Genomic DNA, 20,583 nt, shown 5'->3' with positions numbered 1-20,583 from the left:
CTTCCGTGAGCACCTTTCAGGCCCCCAAGGGCACGTACGACCTGCTGCCCCCGGACAGCGCCAAGTACCTGGCCGTCCGCGAGGCCATCGCCACCCCGCTGCGCGACTCCGGCTACGGCTATGTCGAGACGCCCGGCTTCGAGAACGTCGAGCTGTTCGCACGCGGTGTCGGTGAGTCCACCGACATCGTGACCAAGGAGATGTACGCCTTCGAGACCAAGGGCGGCGACCGGCTCGCCCTGCGCCCCGAGGGCACCGCCTCCGTCCTGCGCGCCGCGCTGGAGGCCAACCTGCACAAGGCGGGCAACCTCCCGGTCAAGCTCTGGTACTCCGGCTCGTACTACCGCTACGAGCGCCCCCAGAAGGGCCGCTACCGCCACTTCTCCCAGGTGGGCGCCGAGGCGATCGGTGCCGAGGACCCGGCGCTGGACGCCGAGTTGATCATCCTCGCGGACCAGGCGTACCGCTCGCTGGGCCTCAGGAACTTCCGCATCCTCCTCAACAGCCTCGGCGACAAGGAGTGCCGCCCCGTCTACCGGGCCGCCCTCCAGGACTTTCTGCGCGGTCTCGACCTGGACGAGGACACGCTCGCCCGCGCGGAGATCAACCCGCTGCGCGTCCTCGACGACAAGCGCGCGGACGTCCAGAAGCAGCTGACCGACGCCCCGCTGCTGCGCGACTACCTCTGCGACGCCTGCAAGGCGTACCACGTGGAGGTGCGCGAGCTGATCACGGCCGCGGGCGTCGCCTTCGAGGACGACCTCAAGCTGGTGCGCGGCCTGGACTACTACACCCGCACGACCTTCGAGTTCGTCCACGACGGCCTCGGCTCGCAGTCCGCGGTGGGCGGCGGCGGACGCTACGACGGCCTCTCCGAGATGATCGGCGGCCCCGCGCTGCCGTCCGTCGGCTGGGCCCTCGGCGTCGACCGTACGGTCCTGGCCCTGGAGGCGGAGGGCGTCGAACTCGAACTCCCCGCCGCCACCAGCGTGTTCGCCGTCCCGCTCGGCGAAGGGGCCCGTCGGCTGTTGTTCGCCAAGGTCACCGAGTTGCGCAAGGTGGGCATCGCGGCGGACTTCGCGTTCGGCGGGAAGGGGCTGAAGGCCGCGATGAAGGCGGCCAACCGCTCCGGCGCGCGCTACGCCCTCGTCCTCGGGGAGCGTGACATCGCCGACGGCGTCGTCCAGTTGAAGGACATGGAGTCCGGCGAGCAGGTCGCGATCGGAGTGAACGAGATCGTGGCCGAACTGGAAGTCCGCCTGAGCTGAGCCCTGGGTCCCGCGCCCCTTCGAGGGCGCGGGACTTATGCGTAGTGAACGACGGATACGCGAGGGTGTACGGCACAATGGCCGTGCCCCAGCGGCCCCTTCGACGCCATGGAATCGACGTGATGAGCAAGACGACAGTCAAGGACGTCTCCACCGCCGAGCGGCAGGACACCGCGGCCCCACGCACGGTCGGCGGCAGCCGCGCCTTCGCGATCCTGCTGCTGATCACCGGTGCGGCCGGACTTCTCGCGTCCTGGGTCATCACGATCGACAAGTTCAAGCTGCTGGAGGACCCGGGCTTCACGCCCGGCTGCAGCCTCAACCCCGTCGTCTCCTGCGGCAACATCATGAAGAGCGACCAGGCCTCCGTCTTCGGGTTCCCCAACCCGATGCTCGGCCTCGTCGCGTACGGCATCGTCATCTGCGTCGGCGCCGGCCTGCTCGCACGGGCGACCTACCCGCGCTGGTACTGGCTGACCTTCAACGCGGGCACCCTCTTCGGCGTCGGCTTCGTGACGTGGCTGCAGTACCAGTCGCTGTACAACATCAACTCGCTCTGCCTGTGGTGCTGCCTCGCCTGGGTCGCCACCATCCTGATGTTCTGGTACGTCACCTCCTCCAACATCCGCAACGGCTTCCTGCCCGCGCCCGGCTGGCTGAAGAACTTCTTCGGCGAGTTCGCCTGGGTCCTGCCCGTGATGCACATCGGCGTCATCGGCATGCTGATCCTGACCCGCTGGTGGGACTTCTGGACCAGCTGACCGTCCGGGGGCCGCTGCCGGCCCCGACCGGATTGTCAGTGCGGTGACATAGGGTTTTCGGTGTGGAGCCCGATCTGTTCACCGCCGCCGCGGAAGACCGCCAGGAGAAGGACCCGGCCGCCAGCCCCCTGGCCGTACGGATGCGTCCGCGCACCCTCGACGAGGTCGTGGGCCAGCAGCACCTGCTCAAGCCCGGCTCACCCCTGCGCAGACTGGTCGGCGAGTCCGGCGGCGGCCCGGCCGGCCCCTCCTCGGTGATCCTCTGGGGCCCGCCCGGCACCGGCAAGACCACCCTGGCGTACGTCGTCTCCAAGGCCACCAACAAGCGCTTCGTGGAGCTGTCCGCGATCACCGCCGGAGTCAAGGAGGTCCGCGCCGTCATCGAGGGCGCCCGCCGCGCCACCGGCGGCTACGGCAAGGAGACCGTCCTCTTCCTCGACGAGATCCACCGCTTCAGCAAGGCCCAGCAGGACTCCCTGCTCCCGGCCGTCGAGAACCGCTGGGTCACCCTGATCGCGGCCACCACGGAGAACCCGTACTTCTCGGTGATCTCCCCCCTCCTGTCCCGCTCCCTCCTCCTCACCCTCGAACCCCTCACCGACGACGATCTGCGCGGCCTTCTCAGGCGCGCGCTGACCGACGAGCGCGGCCTGAAGAGCGCCGTCACCCTCCCCGAGGACACCGAGGCACATCTGCTGAGGATCGCGGGCGGTGACGCCCGCCGGGCCCTCACCGCCCTGGAGGCCGCCGCCGGAGCCGCCCTCGACAAGGGCGAGGCGGAGATCGGCCTCCAGACCCTGGAGGAGACCGTCGACCGGGCGGCCGTGAAGTACGACCGCGACGGCGACCAGCACTACGACGTGGCCAGCGCCCTCATCAAGTCCATCAGGGGCTCCGACGTGGACGCGGCCCTGCACTATCTGGCCCGGATGATCGAGGCCGGCGAGGACCCCCGCTTCATCGCCCGGCGACTGATGATCTCCGCCAGCGAGGACATCGGCCTCGCCGACCCGAACGCGCTGCCGATAACCGTCGCCGCCGCCCAGGCCGTCGCCATGATCGGCTTTCCCGAGGCCGCGCTCACCCTCAGCCACGCCACGATCGCCCTCGCCCTGGCCCCCAAGTCCAACGCGGCGACCACGGCGATCGGCGCCGCCATGGAGGACGTACGCAAGGGCCTGGCCGGTCCGGTCCCGGCACACCTCCGTGACGGGCACTACAAGGGCGCGGCCAAGCTCGGCCACGCCCAGGGCTATGTCTATCCGCACGACCTGCCGGAGGGGATCGCCGCCCAGCAGTACGCGCCGGACGCGATCGACGGCCGGGAGTACTACACACCCACCCGACACGGAGCCGAGGCCCGGTACGCCGACGCGGTGGAGTGGACCAGGAAGAACCTCGGTCGAAAGCAGTCCTGAAGCCCCTGTAGAATCCTCCCCAGTGCTGCGTCCCGTGTCCGGCTCCGGTCGGCGCCTCAGGCGGGACATGCAGCCGGATCTTCTGATCCAGGAGCGTCGCGCACCGTCGTAGGTGTCGCGGGCAGCCCACCACCACCCGGAGTCCCGGAATCGGTCGGTGGGCCGTTCGTGTGCTGCACGTATGTGCCCAGACCAGGGGAGCGGCTACCCGACATGTCCCTCGTGGACCTGACGGGATTCCCCGGCTGCGGATGCGACCTCCCGTAACCCTGAGGCAGCCGAAGAGGAAAAGGAAAAGAAGTGGCGAACCAGTCCCGCCCCAAGGTCAAGAAGTCGCGTGCCCTCGGCATCGCGCTGACCCCGAAGGCCGTCAAGTACTTCGAGGCCCGTCCCTACCCGCCGGGTGAGCACGGCCGTGGCCGCAAGCAGAACTCGGACTACAAGGTCCGTCTGCTCGAGAAGCAGCGTCTGCGCGCGCAGTACGACGTGTCCGAGCGCCAGCTCGTCCGCGCCTACGAGCGTGCCTCCAAGGTCCAGGGCAAGACCGGTGAGGCCCTGATCATCGAGCTGGAGCGTCGTCTCGACGCGCTGGTCCTGCGTTCGGGCATCGCCCGCACGATCTACCAGGCCCGCCAGATGGTCGTCCACGGCCACATCGAGGTCAACGGCCACAAGGTCGACAAGCCGTCCTTCCGCGTCAAGCCGGACGACGTCGTCATGGTCCGTGAGCGCAGCCGTCAGAAGCCGCTGTTCGAGGTCGCCCGCGAGGGTGGCTTCGCCGCCGACGGTGAGACCCCGCGCTACCTTCAGGTGAACCTCAAGGCCCTGGCGTTCCGCCTGGACCGCGAGCCCAACCGCAAGGAAGTCCCGGTCATCTGCGACGAGCAGCTCGTCGTCGAGTACTACGCCCGCTGATCAGCGAGCGCTGCCCGTCGTCCCCTCGCCTTTCCGGGCGGGCGGGGCGGCGGGCTTTCGCATGAGCGAAATGCGGTACGGACCGGCGCGTCCGGCGCGATAGGCTCAGCAGAGCCATCAACAGGTGTTTACGAGAGCGGGTGCCAGGTGTCCGGTGGAGAAGTGGCCGGGATCCTCGTGGCCGTCTTCTGGGCGATCCTGGTCTCCTTCCTCGCCGTCGCGCTGGCGAGGCTGGCCCAGACGCTCAAGGCGACCACCAAGCTCGTCGCGGACGTGACCGACCAGGCCGTCCCCCTCCTCGCCGACGCGTCCACCGCCGTCCGCTCCGCGCAGACCCAGATCGAACGGGTCGACGCGATCGCGTCCGACGTCCAGGAGGTCACGTCGAACGCCTCGGCGCTCTCCACGACCGTCGCGTCCACCTTCGGCGGCCCCCTCGTCAAGGTCGCGGCCTTCGGCTACGGCGTACGCCGGGCCATGGGCGGTGGCCGCCGGGAGGGCGAGTCCGCCGAGGACGGGCGTCGTACCGTGATCGTGGGACGCACCGTTGCGGGCAGTCGCCGGAGCCGGCGCGACACCCGTGGAAAGAAGGGCTGACCGAGCGATGTTCCGCCGAACGTTCTGGTTCACCACAGGGGTCGCCGCCGGAGTGTGGGCCACCACCAAGGTCAACCGCAAGCTGAAGCAGCTCACCCCCGAGCACCTCGCCACCCAGGCGGCGAACAAGGCGGTCGAGGCGGGCCACAGGCTCAAGGACCGGGCGGTCGGCTTCGCGCTCGACGTCCGCGACAACATGGCGCAGCGGGAGGCCGAACTCGGCGAGGCACTCGGCATCGAGGCCGACCCCGACACCTACCCGGAGCTTCCGGCCCCCCGGCGCGTCGTCGCCATCGAGAACACCAACACCCCGAAGTACAGCAGGAATCCGAGGTACGTCGACAGCTCGTCGTACCCGTACAACCGGAATGAGGACCACTGATGGAGTCGGCTGAGATTCGTCGCCGCTGGTTGAGCTTCTTCGAGGAGCGCGGTCACACCGTTGTCCCTTCGGCGTCGCTCATCGCGGACGACCCGACTCTGCTCCTGGTCCCCGCCGGCATGGTGCCCTTCAAGCCCTACTTCCTGGGCGAGGTCAAGCCGCCGTACGCCCGTGCCACGAGCGTGCAGAAGTGTGTGCGCACGCCCGACATCGAAGAGGTCGGCAAGACCACCCGCCACGGCACGTTCTTCCAGATGTGCGGCAACTTCTCCTTCGGCGACTACTTCAAGGAAGGCGCCATCAAGTACGCCTGGGAGCTGCTCACCAGCCCCCAGGACAAGGGTGGTTACGGCCTGGAGCCGGAGAAGCTCTGGATCACCGTCTACAAGGACGACGACGAGGCCGAGCGCATCTGGCACGAGATCGTCGGTGTGCCGAAGGAGCGCATCCAGCGCCTCGGCATGAAGGACAACTACTGGTCCATGGGCGTCCCCGGCCCCTGCGGCCCCTGTTCCGAGATCAACTACGACCGCGGCCCCGAGTTCGGCGTCGAGGGCGGCCCCGCCGTCAACGACGAGCGGTACGTGGAGATCTGGAACCTGGTCTTCATGCAGTACGAGCGGGGCCAGGGCATCGGCAAGGACAACTTCGAGATCCTCGGCGAACTGCCCAGCAAGAACATCGACACCGGCCTCGGCATGGAGCGCCTCGCCATGATTCTGCAGGGTGTGCAGAACATGTACGAGATCGACACCTCCATGGCCGTCATCGACAAGGCCACCGAGCTGACCGGTGTGGCCTACGGCGACGCCCACGACTCGGACGTCTCCCTGCGCGTGGTCACCGACCACATGCGGACGTCGGTCATGCTCATCGGCGACGGCGTCACCCCCGGCAACGAGGGCCGTGGCTACGTCCTGCGCCGCATCATGCGCCGCGCCATCCGCAACATGCGGCTGCTCGGCGCCACCGGCCCGGTCGTCAAGGACCTCATCGACACCGTCATCGCCATGATGGGCCAGCAGTACCCGGAGCTGGTCACGGACCGCGAGCGCATCGAGAAGGTCGCCCTCGCCGAGGAGAACGCCTTCCTCAAGACGCTCAAGGCCGGCACCAACATCCTCGACACCGCCGTGACGGAGACCAAGGCCTCCGGTGGCAAGGTCCTCGCCGGCGACAAGGCCTTCCTGCTCCACGACACCTGGGGCTTCCCCATCGACCTCACCCTGGAGATGGCCGCCGAACAGGGCCTCTCCGTGGACGAGAACGGCTTCCGCCGTCTGATGAAGGAGCAGCGGGAGCGCGCCAAGGCCGACGCCCAGGCCAAGAAGACCGGCCACGCCGGCGTCGGTTCCTACCGCGAGATCGCCGACAGGGCCGGCGAGACCGAGTTCATCGGCTACTCGGACACCGAGGGCGAGACCACCATCGTCGGCATTCTCGTCAACGGCACGCCCTCGCCCGCCGCCACCGAGGGCGACGAGGTCGAGATCGTCCTCGACCGCACCCCGTTCTACGCCGAGGGCGGCGGTCAGATCGGTGACACCGGCCGGATCAAGGTCGACTCCGGTGCCGTCATCGAGATCCGCGACTGCCAGAAGCCGGTCCCGGGCGTGTACGTCCACAAGGGCGTCGTCCAGGTCGGCGAGGTGACCATCGGCGCCAAGGCCCATGCCGCGATCGACGGCCGTCGCCGTACGGCCATCGCCCGCGCCCACTCGGCCACGCACCTCACCCACCAGGCCCTGCGCGATGCCCTCGGCCCGACCGCCGCCCAGGCCGGTTCGGAGAACCAGCCCGGCCGCTTCCGCTTCGACTTCGGCTCCCCGTCCGCCGTTCCCACGGCCGTGATGACCGACGTCGAGCAGAAGATCAACGAGGTGCTCGCCCGCGACCTGGACGTGCACGCCGAGATCCTGAGCCTCGACGAGGCCAAGAAGCAGGGTGCCATCGCCGAGTTCGGCGAGAAGTACGGCGAGCGCGTCCGCGTGGTCACCATCGGCGACTTCTCCAAGGAGCTGTGCGGCGGTACGCACGTCCACAACACCTCGCAGCTCGGCCTGGTCAAGCTGCTCGGCGAGTCGTCCATCGGCTCCGGGGTGCGCCGTATCGAGGCCCTGGTCGGTGTCGACGCCTACAACTTCCTCGCCCGTGAGCACACGGTCGTCGCCCAGCTCCAGGAGCTGATCAAGGGCCGGCCGGAGGAGCTTCCGGAGAAGGTCTCCGCCATGCTCGGCAAGTTGAAGGACGCCGAGAAGGAGATCGAGAAGTTCCGCGCCGAGAAGGTGCTGCAGGCCGCCGCCGGTCTCGCCGAGTCCGCCAAGGACGTACGCGGAGTCGCCCTGGTGACCGGTCAGGTCCCGGACGGCACGACCCCCGACGACCTCCGCAAGCTGGTCCTCGACGTGCGGGGCCGTATCCAGGGCGGCCGGGCCGTCGTCGTCGCCCTGTTCACCACGGCGAACGGCAAGCCGCTGACGGTCATCGCCACCAACGAGGCCGCCCGTGAGCGCGGTCTGAAGGCCGGTGACCTGGTCCGTACGGCCGCCAAGACCCTCGGTGGCGGCGGTGGCGGCAAGCCGGACGTCGCCCAGGGCGGCGGCCAGAACCCGGCCGCCATCGGCGAGGCCATGGACGCGGTCGAACGCCTGGTCGCCGAGACGGCCAAGTGAGCACGAACGATCACAGTGGCGAAGCCGACGGCCCGGTCATGCGCCGGGGCCGTCGGCTCGCGATCGACGTCGGGGACGCCCGGATCGGGGTCGCCTCCTGCGACCCCGACGGGATCCTCGCCACCCCGGTCGAGACCGTCCCGGGACGCGATGTCCCCGCAGCTCAGCGTCGATTGAGACAATTGATCGACGAGTACGTACCTATCGAGGTAATCATCGGACTCCCGCGCTCCCTCAAGGGAGGTGAAGGCCCGGCGGCAGCCAAGGTACGGGGGTTCGCCCAGGAGTTGGCGCGAATGATCGCGCCCGTTCCGGTCAGACTTCTCGACGAGAGGATGACCACAGTGACGGCGAGTCAAGGACTGCGTGCCTCAGGTGTGAAATCCAAAAAGGGCAGGTCGGTCATTGACCAGGCGGCAGCCGTGATCATCCTGCAACAGGCGCTGGAATCCGAACGGGTGTCAGGTAAAGCTCCGGGCGAGGGCGTCGAAGTGGTCATCTGATCGCGATACGGTAACGTTCCGCGCGATGTGGTGGCCTTCGAACAGCCACCGCACAAAAAGAGGCGGGGACGAAAGCCGAGCCACAGGCCCCGCGTGACCGCCGCCTCGCGGCTCTAGGGGAGCGATGACTGAGTATGGCCGGGGCCCAGGCTCCGAACCGTGGCATCCGGACGACCCGTTGTACGGGGACGGCGGATGGGACGGACAGCAGGCCCAGGCGGGCCAGCAGTCCCCTTACGGCGGCCAGCCGCAGCAGCAGTACCCGGAGCAGCAGCAGTACGACAACGGCAACGGCGGCTGGAACAACGGTCATCAGGGCCATCAGGGTCATCACGACGCCTACGCCCAGCAGCAGTACCAGCAGGAGTACGGCGACCCCGGGCAGCAGTACCCCGGCCACAACCAGCACCAGCAGCAGTACGACCAGGTCAACGGCGGCTGGAACAACGGAACACAGCAGCACGCGCAGGGCGCCTACGTCCCCGACCCGGCGGACCCCTACGGTCAGCAGCAGGCGATGGCCTACGGCGCCGGCCAGCAGGACTTCTACGGCACCCCCGACGCGTATCCGCCGCCGGAGCCGCCCTCGCGCCGACGCGCGGACACCACGCCGGCGGCCACGCCCGCCCCGGAGCCCGAGGCCGAGAAGCAGCCGACCGCCGAGCGCACCGACTGGGACCCCGGACCGGACCAGGGCGAACACGCCTTCTTCGCGGGCGGCGCCGACGACGATGACGACGAGGCCGAGGAACGTACCGGCCGCGGTGACCGCAAGGGCCGCGGCGGAAAGTCCAAGAAGCCGGGCAAAGGCGGCAAGAAACGCCGCAGTGGTTGCGCGTGCCTGGTGGTCGTCATGGTCTTCGGTGGCGGATTCGCCGGCGTGAGCTATTTCGGCTACCAGTTCTTCCAGAACCGCTTCGGCGAGGCTCCTGATTACTCGGGTGACGGGACGAGCGAGACTGTGACGGTGACGGTCGGCAAGGGTGAATTCGGCTCGGTGATCGGGCAGAAGCTGAAGGCGGCGGGGGTCGTGAAGAGTGTGGATGCCTTCACTGCGGCGCTGGCGCAGAACCCCGACCGACCTAATATTCAGGCGGGCGTTTATCTCCTCAAGAAGGAGATGTCCGCTGAAAGTGCTATCTCTTTGATGCTCGACCCGAAGAGCCAGAGTAACTTCACGGTCAGGGAAGGTCTGCGGAACCGTGATGTCTATGCTTTGGTCGACAAGGAGTTGGACCTCGACAAGGGTACGACTGAAGAGGTCGCCGAGAACAAGTGGAAGACTCTTGGCCTCCCCGACTGGGCGAACGACAACGACGACATCAAGGATCCGCTGGAAGGATTCCTCTACCCGTCCACGTATCCGGTCGCCAAGGGGATGAAGCCTGAGGCCGTCCTCAAGGAAATGGTTGACCTCTCCAAGGCGAAGTACGAGGAATTCGACCTGGAGGGCAAGGCCAAGAGTCTGAATCTGGAGAATCCCCTCCAGGTGCTCACGGTGGCGAGCCTCGTGCAGGCCGAGGGGAAGTACAAGAAGGACTTCCTGAAGGTTGCTCGGGTCGTCTACAACCGGCTCGACAAGAACAACACCGAGACCTACGGCCTCCTCGACTTCGACTCCACGGTGAATTACCTGCGCGGTGAATCCAAGCTGGCCACGGGTTCGGTGAACTCGCTGCGACAGATCGACGACCCGTACAACACGTACAAGATCAAGGGTCTGCCTCCCGGGCCGATCGGCAATCCCGGCGAGGTGGCCATCAAGGCGGCACTCAAGCCAGCCAAGGGCCCCTGGTACTACTTCGTTTCGATCAACGAGGACGAGACCTTGTTCGCCGTGACCAACGAAGAGCACAACGAGAACCGTAAGAAGTACCAGGAAGCGCAGAACGGATAGATGAGCCGCACCGTCACCAACCGCCGCGCCGCCGTGCTCGGTTCGCCGATCGCCCACTCGCTCTCCCCGGTGCTGCACCGCGCCGCGTACGCCGAACTCGGGCTCACCGACTGGTCGTACGACCGTTTCGAGGTCGACGAGGAGGCGCTGTCCGGGTTCGTCGAGGGGCTCGGGCCGGAGTGGGCGGGGCTGTCGCTGACGATGCCGTTGAAGCGGGCGGTCATTCCGCTGCTGGACGAGATCAGTGAGACGGCGACCTCCGTCGAGGCCGTGAACACGCTGGTGTTCACGGAGGACGGGCGGCGGGTCGGCGACAACACCGACATCCCCGGGATGGTCGCCGCCCTGCGGGAGCGGGGCATCGAGCAGGTGGAGTCGGCGGCCGTCCTCGGCGCCGGAGCCACCGCCTCCTCCGCGCTGGCCGCGCTCGCCCGGATCTGCACCGGCGAGGTCGTGGCGTACGTACGGAGCGAGGCCCGCGCCGCCGAGATGCGGCAGTGGGGCGAGCGGCTGGACATCGAGGTGCGTACGGCGGACTGGGCGGAGGCCGGGCGAGCGCTGAGCGCTCCGCTGGTGATCGCCACGACACCGGCCGGGGCGACGGACGCGCTGTCCGGGGCGGTGCCGGAGCGGCCGACGACGCTGTTCGACGTGCTGTACCACCCCTGGCCGACGGAGCTGGCCGCGCGGTGGTCCGCGTACGGGGGTGCCGTGGTCAGCGGGCTCGATCTGCTCGTCCACCAGGCGGTGCTCCAGGTCGAGCAGATGACCGGGTGCAAGGCGGCGCCGGTGGCGGCGATGCGTACGGCGGGGGAGCGGGCGCTGGCCCAGCGGGGCTGACCGTCCGGGACGCGCGGCTCGGGACGGGGCGTGGCGTGTACCGGCGCGGTGCCCCGCGCGCGGCCGTCCGTCTGATGGACCCGTGACCGGGTCCCGCCCCGGACGTGGGAGGATCGGAGATGGCGGGCCGGGGCCGCGCACCCGGTAGCCGTCGCCGTACGCGAGGACGCGCGTACCCGTAGGCAGCACGCAGTACAGGGCGCGAGCATGGAGGAGCACCGTTGAGCAGGTTGCGTTGGTTGACCGCGGGGGAGTCCCACGGTCCCGCACTTGTCGCGACGTTGGAGGGTCTTCCCGCCGGCGTGCCGATCACGACGGAGATGGTGGGGGACCACCTGGCCCGGCGGCGCCTGGGGTACGGACGCGGTGCGCGGATGAAGTTCGAGCGTGACGAGGTCACGTTCCTGGGTGGCGTGCGGCACGGTCTGACCATGGGTTCGCCAGTGGCGATCATGGTGGGGAACACCGAGTGGCCGAAGTGGGAGCAGGTGATGGCGGCGGATCCGGTGGATCCGGAGATCCTCGCCGGGCTGGCCCGCAACGCGCCGCTGACCCGCCCCCGGCCCGGTCACGCCGACCTCGCCGGGATGCAGAAGTACGGCTTCGACGAGGCCCGGCCGGTCCTGGAGCGGGCTTCCGCCCGGGAGACCGCCGCCCGGGTCGCCCTGGGTGCCGTGGCCCGGTCGTACCTGAAGGAGACGGCCGGGATCGAGATCGTCAGCCACGTCGTCGAGCTGGCGGCGGCCAAGGCCCCGCAGGGTGTGTACCCGACGCCGGCCGATGTGGAGAAGCTGGACGCGGACCCGGTGCGCTGCCTGGACGCCGACGCGTCGAAGGCGATGGTCGCGGAGATCGACCAGGCGCACAAGGACGGTGACACGCTCGGCGGTGTCGTCGAGATCCTGGCGTACGGCGTGCCCGTGGGCCTCGGCTCGCACGTGCACTGGGACCGCAAGCTGGACGCCCGGCTCGCCGGGGCCCTGATGGGCATCCAGGCGATCAAGGGCGTCGAGATCGGTGACGGCTTCGAACTCGCGCGCGTCCCGGGCTCCAAGGCCCACGACGAGATCGTGAACACCCCCGAGGGCATCCGGCGGGTGTCCGGCCGTTCCGGTGGTACCGAGGGCGGTCTGACCACGGGCGAGCTGCTGCGGGTGCGGGCGGCCATGAAGCCGATCGCGACCGTGCCGCGCGCCCTGCAGACCGTGGACGTGACCACGGGCGAGGCCACGCAGGCCCACCACCAGCGCTCCGACGTCTCCGCCGTGCCGGCGGCCGGGATCGTGGCCGAGGCCATGGTCGCCCTCGTGCTGGCCGACGCGGTGGCGGAGAAGTTCGGCGGCGACAACGTCGTCGAGACCGCCCGCAACGTCCGCTCCTACCTCGACCACCTCGCGATCCGGTGAGCCCGGTGCCTCTGGTCGTCCTCGTCGGCCCCATGGGCGTCGGCAAGTCAACCGTCGGACAGCTCCTCGCCGAGCGGCTCGGTGTCTCCTACCGCGACACCGACGACGACATCGTGGCCGAGCAGGGCCGCGCGATCGCCGAGATCTTCGTCGACGAGGGCGAGCCCGCCTTCCGCGCCATCGAGAAGCAGGCCGTGCACACGGCACTCGCCGCCCACGACGGCGTCCTCGCCCTCGGCGGCGGCGCCATCCTCGACGCCGACACGCGCTCCCTGCTCGCCGGGCACCAGGTCGTCTACCTCTCGATGGACGTCGAGGAGGCCGTCAAGCGCACCGGCCTCAACGCCGCCCGCCCCCTGCTGGCCGTCAACCCCCGTAAACAATGGCGGGAGTTGATGGAGGCCCGGCGGAACCTGTACGAGGAGGTCGCCACGGCCGTCGTCGCCACCGACGGCCGTACGCCCGAGGAAGTCACCCGAGCGGCCCTGGACGCACTGGAGTTGAAGGAAGCTTGACTTTGCCCCCGGCCTGGCGGCGGGAGGTTTCGGTGGTCGCCCGCTGAGGTTCCTGCTTCGCCGACGATCGCCCCGTCCGGGAGGACTCCCGTTGAGGTCTTACACCGTCTCCACAGGCAGACGCCGCCAGCCCGGCGGCCAGGATGTTGCGTGCCGCGTTCGCGTCGCGGTCATGCACCGCGCCGCACTCGCACGTCCAGGTTCGGACGTTCAGCGGCAGCTTCGGCCGAACCGTATCGCAGGCCCCGCAGAGTTTGGAGCTGGGGAACCAGCGGTCGATCACGACAAGTTCACGCCCGTACCAGGCGCACTTGTACTCCAGCATGGATCGGAGTTCCGTCCACGACGCGTCGCTGATGGTGCGTGCGAGCTTGCCGTTCCTCAGCAGGTTGCGGACGGTAAGGTCCTCGATTGCGACCGCTCGGTTCTCACGGACGAGCCGAGTTGTCAGCTTGTGCAGGAAGTCTCGGCGCCGGTCGCTGATCCGGGCGTGAACCCCGGCGACGTTGCGCCGGGCCTTGTTCCAGTTCGAGGAGCCCTTTACCTTCCGCGACATTTCCCGCTGTGCCTTGGCGAGGCGGGCGCGGTCCCGGCGTTCGTGCCGGGGATTGGTGATCTTCTCCTCGGTGGACAGGGTCACCAGGGAGGTGATCCCGGCGTCCAGACCGACCACCCCGTTGGTGACCGGCGCAGGAAGGACAGTGTCCTCGACGAGCAGCGAGACGAACCAGCGGCCGGAGCTGTCATGGGACACCGTCACCGTCGTGGGCTCCGCGCCCTCAGGGAGAGGCCGAGACCAGCGGATGTCCAGCGGTTGGATCATCTTGGCCAGAGTCAGTTTGCCTGCGCGCCATGCGAAGGCACTGCGGGTGTACTCGGCCGACGCACGGGACTTCTTCCGCGACTTGAAGCGCGGGTACTTGGCCCGCTTGGCGAAGAAGTTCCCGAACGCTGTCTGAAGATGGCGCAGCGCCTGCTGGAGTGGGACGGAGGACACCTCGGCCAGGAAGGCGAGTTCTTCGGTCTTCTTCCACTCTGTCAGCGCTGCCGACGACTGCACATAGGAGATCTGCTCGCTATACCAGGCGCGCGTGCGATCCTCCAGTGCCTTGTTGTACACGAGGCGGACACAGCCGAACGTGCGCGACAGCTCGGCTGCCTGCTCGTCCGTGGGGTAGAAGCGGTACTTGAACGCCCGCTTGACCCGCTGTGCCATGCGTCACATTCTATCAGTTCCCGTGTGAGTCAAGGGTGTTGGTCGGAAGATCCCCGACACCGAAACCGCCCTGGCGGCGTTTCGGCTTTCTTCTCCCTTGTCTGCAGGAGTCCGTTTTTCCCCGCCCCGGCGGCCGGGGTATCCACGAAGGAATCTTGATGAGCGAGACAGTGACCCGTATCCAGGTCGGCGGTACGGCGGGTACCGAGCCCTACGAGGTCCTGATCGGGCGTCAACTCCTGGGTGAGCTGGGCGGGTTGATCGGGAACCGGGCCAAGCGGGTCGCCGTCGTCCATCCGGAGGCGCTGGCGGACACCGGTGAGGCGTTGCGGGCGGACCTGGCGGGGCAGGGGTTCGAGGCGGTCGCGATCCAGGTGCCGAACGCGGAGGAGGCCAAGACGGCCGAGGTCGCCGCGTACTGCTGGAAGGCGCTGGGGCAGTCCGGGTTCACCCGCACCGATGTCATCGTCGGTGTCGGCGGCGGCGCCACCACCGACCTCGCCGGGTTCGTGGCGGCGACCTGGCTGCGCGGGGTGCGCTGGATCGCCATCCCGACCACCGTGCTGGCGATGGTGGACGCGGCGGTGGGCGGCAAGACCGGCATCAACACGGCCGAGGGCAAGAACCTGGTGGGTTCCTTCCATCCGCCCGCCGGGGTGCTGTGCGACCTGGCCGCGCTCGATTCGCTGCCGGTCAACGACTACGTGTCCGGGCTCGCGGAGATCATCAAGGCCGGTTTCATCGCCGACCCCGTGATCCTGGACCTGATCGAGGCCGATCCGCAGGCCGCCCGCACCCCCGCCGGGCCGCACACCTCGGAGCTGATCGAGCGGTCGATCCGGGTCAAGGCCGAGGTCGTCTCCGGTGACCTGAAGGAGTCCGGGCGCCGGGAGATCCTCAACTACGGGCACACGCTGGCGCACGCGATCGAGAAGAACGAGCGCTACCAGTGGCGGCACGGCGCCGCGGTGTCCGTGGGCATGCACTTCGCGGCCGAACTGGGCCGTCTGGCGGGCCGGTTGGACGACGCGACCGCCGACCGCCACCGCACGGTCCTGGAATCCGTCGGGCTGCCGCTGCACTACCGCTACGACCAGTGGCCCCGACTGCTGGAGACGATGAAGGTCGACAAGAAGTCCCGGGGCGACCTGCTGCGCTTCATCGTCCTGGACGGTCTCGCCAAGCCCACCGTGCTGGAAGGACCCGACCCGGCGATCCTCCTCGCCGCCTACGGCGAAGTGGGCCAGTAACGCCCGCTCGGGCACCACTTGCCTGATTCGCCTTGTGTCCATGGCCACTTGGGCACTTCGGGCTGCCCCCGGCCGTTCACCAAACGGTGGCCGGGGACGGTACCGTTCGGTAAGGGCGGGGTCGAAAGGCCCCGCCCGCCAGTGTCGATGTGACTGTACGAGACGGAGTGGCACCGGATGCAGCACGCAGTGGGAGCTCCGCTGCCGCCGCCCCATCGGCCGGGGCAGGACCCGGCGGCCCCTTGGTCGCCGCCCGTGAACCAGCAGGGACACCCGGCCCCTCCGCACCCGGGAGCGCCCGGCCCGAACCCTCCGGGGAACCCGGGCGCCGGCCACCCGCCGCCCCCGGGCACGCACCCCGGCCCCGTGCCGCCGCCCCCGCCCGCGCCCATGGCCCCGCCCTCACCGGCCGGCCCACCCGTCCCGGCGCCGCCGCCCGCGCCCGGCTTCGCCGGCAGCCCCGGTCATCCGCACACCTCGGCCCCGCAGCAGCCCGGGATCCCGCGCGACACCACCGGACACGTGCAACTGCCGCCGGGCGGCCCGGTCACCATGCCGCCGCCCGCCACGGGCGCGCCGGACGTCACGACCACCACGCTCGCGGTCCTGCTCATCGGGCCCGCCGGAGCGGGCAAGACCAGCGTCGCCAAGTACTGGGCGGACCACCGCCGGGTGCCCACCGCGCACATCAGCCTGGACGACGTACGCGAGTGGGTGCGTTCCGGCTTCGCGGACCCGCAGTCCGGCTGGAACGACAACTCCGAGGCGCAGTATCGTCTCGCCCGCCGCACCTGCGGCTTCTCCGCCCGGAACTTCCTGGCCAACGGCATCTCCTGCATCCTCGACGACGCCGTGTTCCCCGACCGCCCGGTCGTCGGCCTCGGTGGCTGGAAGCGGCACGTCGGGCCCGGCCTGCTGCCCGTCGTCCTTCTGCCGGGCCTGGAGATTGTCCTCGAACGCAACGCCGAGCGCTCGGGCAATCGCCGTCTCACCGACGAAGAGGTGGCCCGCATCCACGGCCGGATGGCGGGCTGGTACGGCTCGGGACTGCCGATCATCGACAACTCCCAGCTGGATGTCCCGGCCACGGCGAGGGTCCTGGACGAGGTCCTGGCAAGGTCGATCGCCAGCCCCCCGAAGTGGTGACCACCCCGCACTGAAGCCCGCGCCCCGAAGAGGCGCGGGGAACTGCGCGAGAAGCCCCACCGGCTCGCGGACGGCACACAACCCCTGGCCGCACCCCTGTAACCGCCCAGAGCCCCCACTCGGCCCCGCTCGACCGGCGCCCCACCAGCGGAGCTCATACGCTCGGCACATGTCTGAGGTCTACGCGGCACGCCGAGCCCGGCTGAGGGATCGCTGCCACTCCAGCGGCAGCGCCACCGCACTCGTGACCCGCCCCGCCAACGTCCGCTACCTGGCGGGCGCGGCGCCCAAGGGTGCCGTCCTGCTGCTGGGCCGGGGCGAGGACATCCTCGTCTGCGGTGCCCCGCCCAGCGGTGAGATCGGCGAGGGCCGCCCCGACGAGGCCGTACGCGTCCATGTGCTGCCGAGTCCCGGCGGTGACCCGGCGGTCGCCGCCGCCGACCTCGCCACGGCCCTGGGGGCCGAGTCGCTCGCCGTGGAGGAACACCACCTCACGGTCGGCCGGCACCGGGCGATCCGCTCGGTCGCGCCCCGGCTGCGGCTGGCCGACCTCGGCGGCGCGGTCGAGCAGCTGCGAGTGATCAAGGACGAGGAGGAGATCTCCTGTCTGCGGATCGGCGCGGAGATCGCCGACCAGGCACTGGGTGAACTCCTCGAATCGATCCTCGTCGGCCGCACCGAGCGGCACCTCGCCCTGGAACTGGAGCGCCGCCTCGTCGACCACGGCGCCGACGGCCCCGCCTTCACCACCTCCGTCGCCGCCGGCCCGAACTCCGGTCGCCCCGGTCACATCCCCACCGACCGCCGTGTGGAGGAGGGCGACTTCCTGTCCGTCTGCCTCGGCGCGACCTACCGCGGCTATCGCTGTGAGATCGGCCGTACGTTCGTGATCGGGACCTCGCCCGCCGACTGGCAGATCGAGCTGTACGACCTGGTCTTCGCAGCCCAGCGGGCCGGACGGGAGGCGCTGGCGCCCGGTGCGGCCTACCGCGCCGTGGACCGTGCGGCCCGCCAGGTCCTGGACTCCTCGGGGTACGGAGAGGGCCTCCCGGTACTGATGGGGCACGGGGTCGGACTCGAAATCGACGAGGACCCGCAGTTGGCCCCCGCGGCCATGGGTAAACTGGACGCTTGCGTGCCGGTCACCGTCGAACCGGGGGTCCACCTCCCGGGCCGGGGCGGCGTCCGGATCGATGACACGCTCGTCGTACGCCCCGAGGCGGACGGCGGACCCGAGCTACTCACCATCACGACCAAGGAGCTGCTCGCGCTCTAGCTCATCGGCTGGGCGCGTGGCCCGGGGTCGTCCACGTCAGTCCAGGAGATTCCGCAACCGTGGCTTCCACGAACGACCTCAAGAACGGCCTGGTGCTCAAGCTCGACGGGGGCCAGCTCTGGTCCGTCGTCGAGTTCCAGCACGTCAAGCCCGGCAAGGGCCCGGCCTTCGTGCGCACCAAGCTCAAGAACGTGCTCTCCGGCAAGGTCGTCGACAAGACGTTCAACGCCGGCGTCAAGGTCGAGACGGCCACTGTCGACAAGCGCGACATGCAGTTCTCCTACATGGACGGCGAGTACTTCGTCTTCATGGACATGGAGACCTACGACCAGCTGATGGTCGACCGCAAGGCCGTCGGCGACGCCGCCAACTTCCTGATCGAGGGCTTCACCGCCACCGTCGCGCAGCACGAGGGCGAGGTGCTCTTCGTGGAGCTGCCGGCCGCCGTCGAGCTCGTGATCCAGGAGACCGAGCCGGGCGTCCAGGGCGACCGCTCCACCGGTGGCACCAAGCCCGCCACCCTGGAGACCGGTCACCAGATCCAGGTGCCGCTCTTCATCACCACCGGCGAGAAGATCAAGGTCGACACCCGTACCAGCGACTACCTCGGCCGGGTGAACAGCTAACCGTGGCTGCCCGTAACACGGCCCGTAAGCGCGCCTTCCAGATCCTCTTCGAGGGCGACCAGCGCGGGGTCGACGTCCTGACCGTCCTCGCGGACTGGATCCGGCATGCCCACAACGACAACCGGCAGCCGCCGGTCAGCGAGTACACGATGGAGCTCGTCGAGGGCTATGCGCAGTACACGAAGCGGATCGACGAGCTGATCGCGCAGTACTCGGTGGGCTGGACGCTCGACCGGATGCCGGTCGTGGACCGCAACATCCTGCGCCTCGGGGCGTACGAGCTGATCTGGGTCGACGCGACTCCGGACGCGGTGGTGCTGGACGAGATGGTGCAGCTGGCGAAGGAGTTCTCCACGGACGACTCGCCGTCGTTCGTGAACGGTCTGCTGGGGCGCCTGAAGGACCTGAAGCCTTCGCTGCGCAGGGATGACGCGTAGGGATGACGCGGAGACCCGACGCGTAGGCCCGACAGGGGGAGCCCCCTCAAGAGCAAAAATCGCCGGGGTGGCCCGAACCGAATGGTTCGGGCCACCCCGGCGGTACGTTTCTGCTGGGTGCTGCCCGGAGTGTCAGCTGTCGTCGTGGGAGACCGCGCGACGCGCGTCCGCGTCCAGGACGCCCCAGCTGATCAGCTGCTCGGTGAGGACCGAGGGCGACTGGTCGTAGATGACGGCGAGTGTGCGCAGGTCGTCCTGGCGGATCGAGAGCACCTTGCCGTTGTAGTCGCCGCGCTGGGACTGGATCGTCGCCGCGTAGCGCTGCAGCGGGCCCGCCTTCTCGGCCGGCACGTGCGCCAGACGCTCCAGGTCCAGGACGAGCTTCGGCGGCGGCTCCGCGGCGCCACCGGGGGTCGTCCCGGGAAGCAGCTCCTGCACGGGAACCCCGTAGAAGTCCGCCAGCTCCGCGAGGCGCTGCACGGTGACGGCGCGGTCGCCGCGCTCGTACGAACCGACCACGACCGCCTTCCAGCGTCCCTGGGACTTCTCCTCGACACCGTGGAGGGAAAGGCCCTGCTGGGTGCGGATGGCCCGGAGCTTGGCCCCGAGCTGTTTGGCGTATTCGCTGGACATATAGCTCCCCGGACGAAGGCTGGTGACTCACTGTGAGGTTACGCAGCGTGACTCTGCCCCGTCAAGCCGAATGGTCCGGACCGACTCTTCCGTGGTAACCGCATTCCGTTGGGCCAGGGGGGTGATCAGGGGCGATGTCGGGGCCTGCTAACGTTGACGGCGCAAATCCGACGTCCTTTAAGGTCCGTCCCGTGAGGCGGAGAAGGAGGTCCGTTTCGTATGGACACGCAAGACCCGCAGAACCCGCAGCACGACCTGCCCCAGGATCCGCCGCCGTCCGATGCCAGGCCCGTTCTCGAGGGCCCCGACATCGCGCGCGTGCTGACCCGTATCGCCCACGAGATCGTCGAACGCGCCAAGGGCGCCGACGACGTGGTGCTCCTCGGCATCCCGACCCGGGGCGTCTTCCTCGCCCAGCGGCTCGCCGCCAAGCTCGCGGAGATCACCGACCGCAAGATCCCGGTCGGCTCGCTCGACATCACCATGTACCGCGACGACCTGCGCATGCACCCGCCGCGTGCGCTGGCCCGCACCGAGATCCCCGGTGACGGCATCGACGGCCGCCTCGTCGTCCTCGTCGACGACGTGCTCTTCTCCGGCCGGACGATCCGCGCTGCGCTCGACGCGCTGAACGACATCGGCCGCCCGCGCGCCGTGCAGCTCGCGGTCCTCGTCGACCGGGGCCACCGCGAACTGCCCATCCGCGCCGACTACGTCGGCAAGAACCTCCCCACGTCGCTGCGGGAGACGGTCAAGGTCCAGCTCGCCGAGGAAGACGGTCGGGACACCGTCCTGCTCGGTGCGAAGCGGACCGCCCAGCAGTAG

20 protein-coding genes are annotated in these 20,583 nt (G+C 69.3%); 18 read left to right on the top strand and 2 right to left on the bottom strand.

All coding sequences use genetic code 11. From position 1 onward, the window contains the following. The first annotated feature begins 5 nt into the window (after positions 1–5). The 12 genes from hisS (at position 6) to F9278_RS06945 (ending at position 13,174) form a co-directional block, all read left to right on the top strand. Positions 6–1,268 carry a histidine--tRNA ligase gene (gene hisS, locus F9278_RS07000; RefSeq protein WP_152167498.1) on the top strand — a complete coding sequence of 421 codons (1,263 nt, stop codon included), beginning with the start codon at positions 6–8 and terminating at the stop codon, positions 1,266–1,268. A 122-nt stretch (positions 1,269–1,390) separates the two neighbouring features. Next, positions 1,391–2,029 (top strand): vitamin K epoxide reductase family protein, encoded by a 639-nt coding sequence (locus F9278_RS06995; protein ID WP_152167497.1) that lies wholly within the window; start codon positions 1,391–1,393, stop codon positions 2,027–2,029. Between the two features lie 62 nt (positions 2,030–2,091). Continuing rightward, on the top strand, positions 2,092–3,447 hold the full coding sequence (locus F9278_RS06990) for a replication-associated recombination protein A (RefSeq protein ID WP_152167496.1): 1,356 nt from the start codon (positions 2,092–2,094) through the stop codon (positions 3,445–3,447). A gap of 300 nt (positions 3,448–3,747) precedes the next feature. Then, positions 3,748–4,362, top strand: coding sequence for a 30S ribosomal protein S4 (gene rpsD / locus F9278_RS06985; protein ID WP_005485453.1), 615 nt, complete (start codon positions 3,748–3,750; stop codon positions 4,360–4,362). 147 nt (positions 4,363–4,509) lie between these two features. Continuing rightward, positions 4,510–4,959, top strand: a complete 450-nt coding sequence (locus tag F9278_RS06980) for a DUF948 domain-containing protein (RefSeq protein WP_152167495.1) — start codon at positions 4,510–4,512, stop codon at positions 4,957–4,959. A gap of 7 nt (positions 4,960–4,966) precedes the next feature. Then, entirely contained in the window at positions 4,967–5,341 is a 375-nt protein-coding gene (locus F9278_RS06975; RefSeq protein WP_152167494.1) for a hypothetical protein, read from the top strand. Continuing rightward, positions 5,341–8,013, top strand: coding sequence for an alanine--tRNA ligase (gene alaS / locus F9278_RS06970; RefSeq protein ID WP_152167493.1), 2,673 nt, complete (start codon positions 5,341–5,343; stop codon positions 8,011–8,013). Before F9278_RS06975 ends, alaS begins: the two co-directional genes overlap by 1 nt. 38 nt (positions 8,014–8,051) lie before the next feature. Then, positions 8,052–8,516, top strand: a complete 465-nt coding sequence (ruvX, locus tag F9278_RS06965) for a Holliday junction resolvase RuvX (protein WP_193241970.1) — start codon at positions 8,052–8,054, stop codon at positions 8,514–8,516. Between the two features lie 124 nt (positions 8,517–8,640). Further along, positions 8,641–10,413 carry an endolytic transglycosylase MltG gene (mltG, locus tag F9278_RS06960; RefSeq protein WP_152167491.1) on the top strand — a complete coding sequence of 591 codons (1,773 nt, stop codon included), beginning with the start codon at positions 8,641–8,643 and terminating at the stop codon, positions 10,411–10,413. Then, positions 10,414–11,253 carry a shikimate dehydrogenase gene (locus tag F9278_RS06955; protein ID WP_152167490.1) on the top strand — a complete coding sequence of 280 codons (840 nt, stop codon included), beginning with the start codon at positions 10,414–10,416 and terminating at the stop codon, positions 11,251–11,253. It abuts the gene before it with no gap. Between the two features lie 221 nt (positions 11,254–11,474). Then, complete coding sequence (gene aroC / locus F9278_RS06950; protein ID WP_152167489.1) at positions 11,475–12,659, top strand: chorismate synthase; 1,185 nt, start codon at positions 11,475–11,477, stop codon at positions 12,657–12,659. Positions 12,660–12,691: 32 nt separating this feature from the next. Next, complete coding sequence (locus F9278_RS06945) at positions 12,692–13,174, top strand: shikimate kinase (RefSeq protein ID WP_152173731.1); 483 nt, start codon at positions 12,692–12,694, stop codon at positions 13,172–13,174. Here F9278_RS06945 and F9278_RS06940 read toward each other — a convergent pair. Continuing rightward, the gene (locus tag F9278_RS06940; protein WP_226966659.1) at positions 13,131–14,390 is read right to left on the bottom strand and encodes an RNA-guided endonuclease InsQ/TnpB family protein; all 1,260 of its coding nucleotides are present in this window, start codon (positions 14,388–14,390) and stop codon (positions 13,131–13,133) included. The genes F9278_RS06945 and F9278_RS06940 overlap by 44 nt on opposite strands. 158 nt (positions 14,391–14,548) lie before the next feature. Here F9278_RS06940 and aroB point away from each other — a divergent pair, with 158 nt between their 5' ends. The 5 genes from aroB (at position 14,549) to nusB (ending at position 19,125) form a co-directional block, all read left to right on the top strand. Further along, positions 14,549–15,640, top strand: coding sequence for a 3-dehydroquinate synthase (aroB, locus tag F9278_RS06935; protein WP_152167488.1), 1,092 nt, complete (start codon positions 14,549–14,551; stop codon positions 15,638–15,640). A 177-nt stretch (positions 15,641–15,817) separates the two neighbouring features. After that, positions 15,818–16,786, top strand: coding sequence for an AAA family ATPase (locus tag F9278_RS06930; RefSeq protein ID WP_152167487.1), 969 nt, complete (start codon positions 15,818–15,820; stop codon positions 16,784–16,786). A 169-nt stretch (positions 16,787–16,955) separates the two neighbouring features. Then, complete coding sequence (locus F9278_RS06925; RefSeq protein WP_152167486.1) at positions 16,956–18,062, top strand: aminopeptidase P family protein; 1,107 nt, start codon at positions 16,956–16,958, stop codon at positions 18,060–18,062. A gap of 59 nt (positions 18,063–18,121) precedes the next feature. Then, positions 18,122–18,688, top strand: coding sequence for an elongation factor P (gene efp / locus F9278_RS06920; protein ID WP_005485474.1), 567 nt, complete (start codon positions 18,122–18,124; stop codon positions 18,686–18,688). Between the two features lie 2 nt (positions 18,689–18,690). Beyond that, on the top strand, positions 18,691–19,125 hold the full coding sequence (nusB, locus tag F9278_RS06915) for a transcription antitermination factor NusB (protein WP_152167485.1): 435 nt from the start codon (positions 18,691–18,693) through the stop codon (positions 19,123–19,125). Positions 19,126–19,257: 132 nt separating this feature from the next. Here the strand turns inward: nusB and bldD are convergent, their stop codons facing one another. Beyond that, entirely contained in the window at positions 19,258–19,758 is a 501-nt protein-coding gene (gene bldD, locus F9278_RS06910; RefSeq protein WP_152167484.1) for a transcriptional regulator BldD, read from the bottom strand. A 219-nt stretch (positions 19,759–19,977) separates the two neighbouring features. On the opposite strand from bldD, the gene pyrR reads away from it, so the two are divergent. Then, positions 19,978–20,583, top strand: coding sequence for a bifunctional pyr operon transcriptional regulator/uracil phosphoribosyltransferase PyrR (gene pyrR, locus F9278_RS06905; RefSeq protein WP_152167483.1), 606 nt, complete (start codon positions 19,978–19,980; stop codon positions 20,581–20,583).

The sequence above is a fragment of the Streptomyces phaeolivaceus genome (assembly GCF_009184865.1).
GTDB lineage: Bacteria > Actinomycetota > Actinomycetes > Streptomycetales > Streptomycetaceae > Streptomyces > Streptomyces phaeolivaceus.
This window is presented reverse-complemented; position numbering and strand designations above follow the sequence as displayed.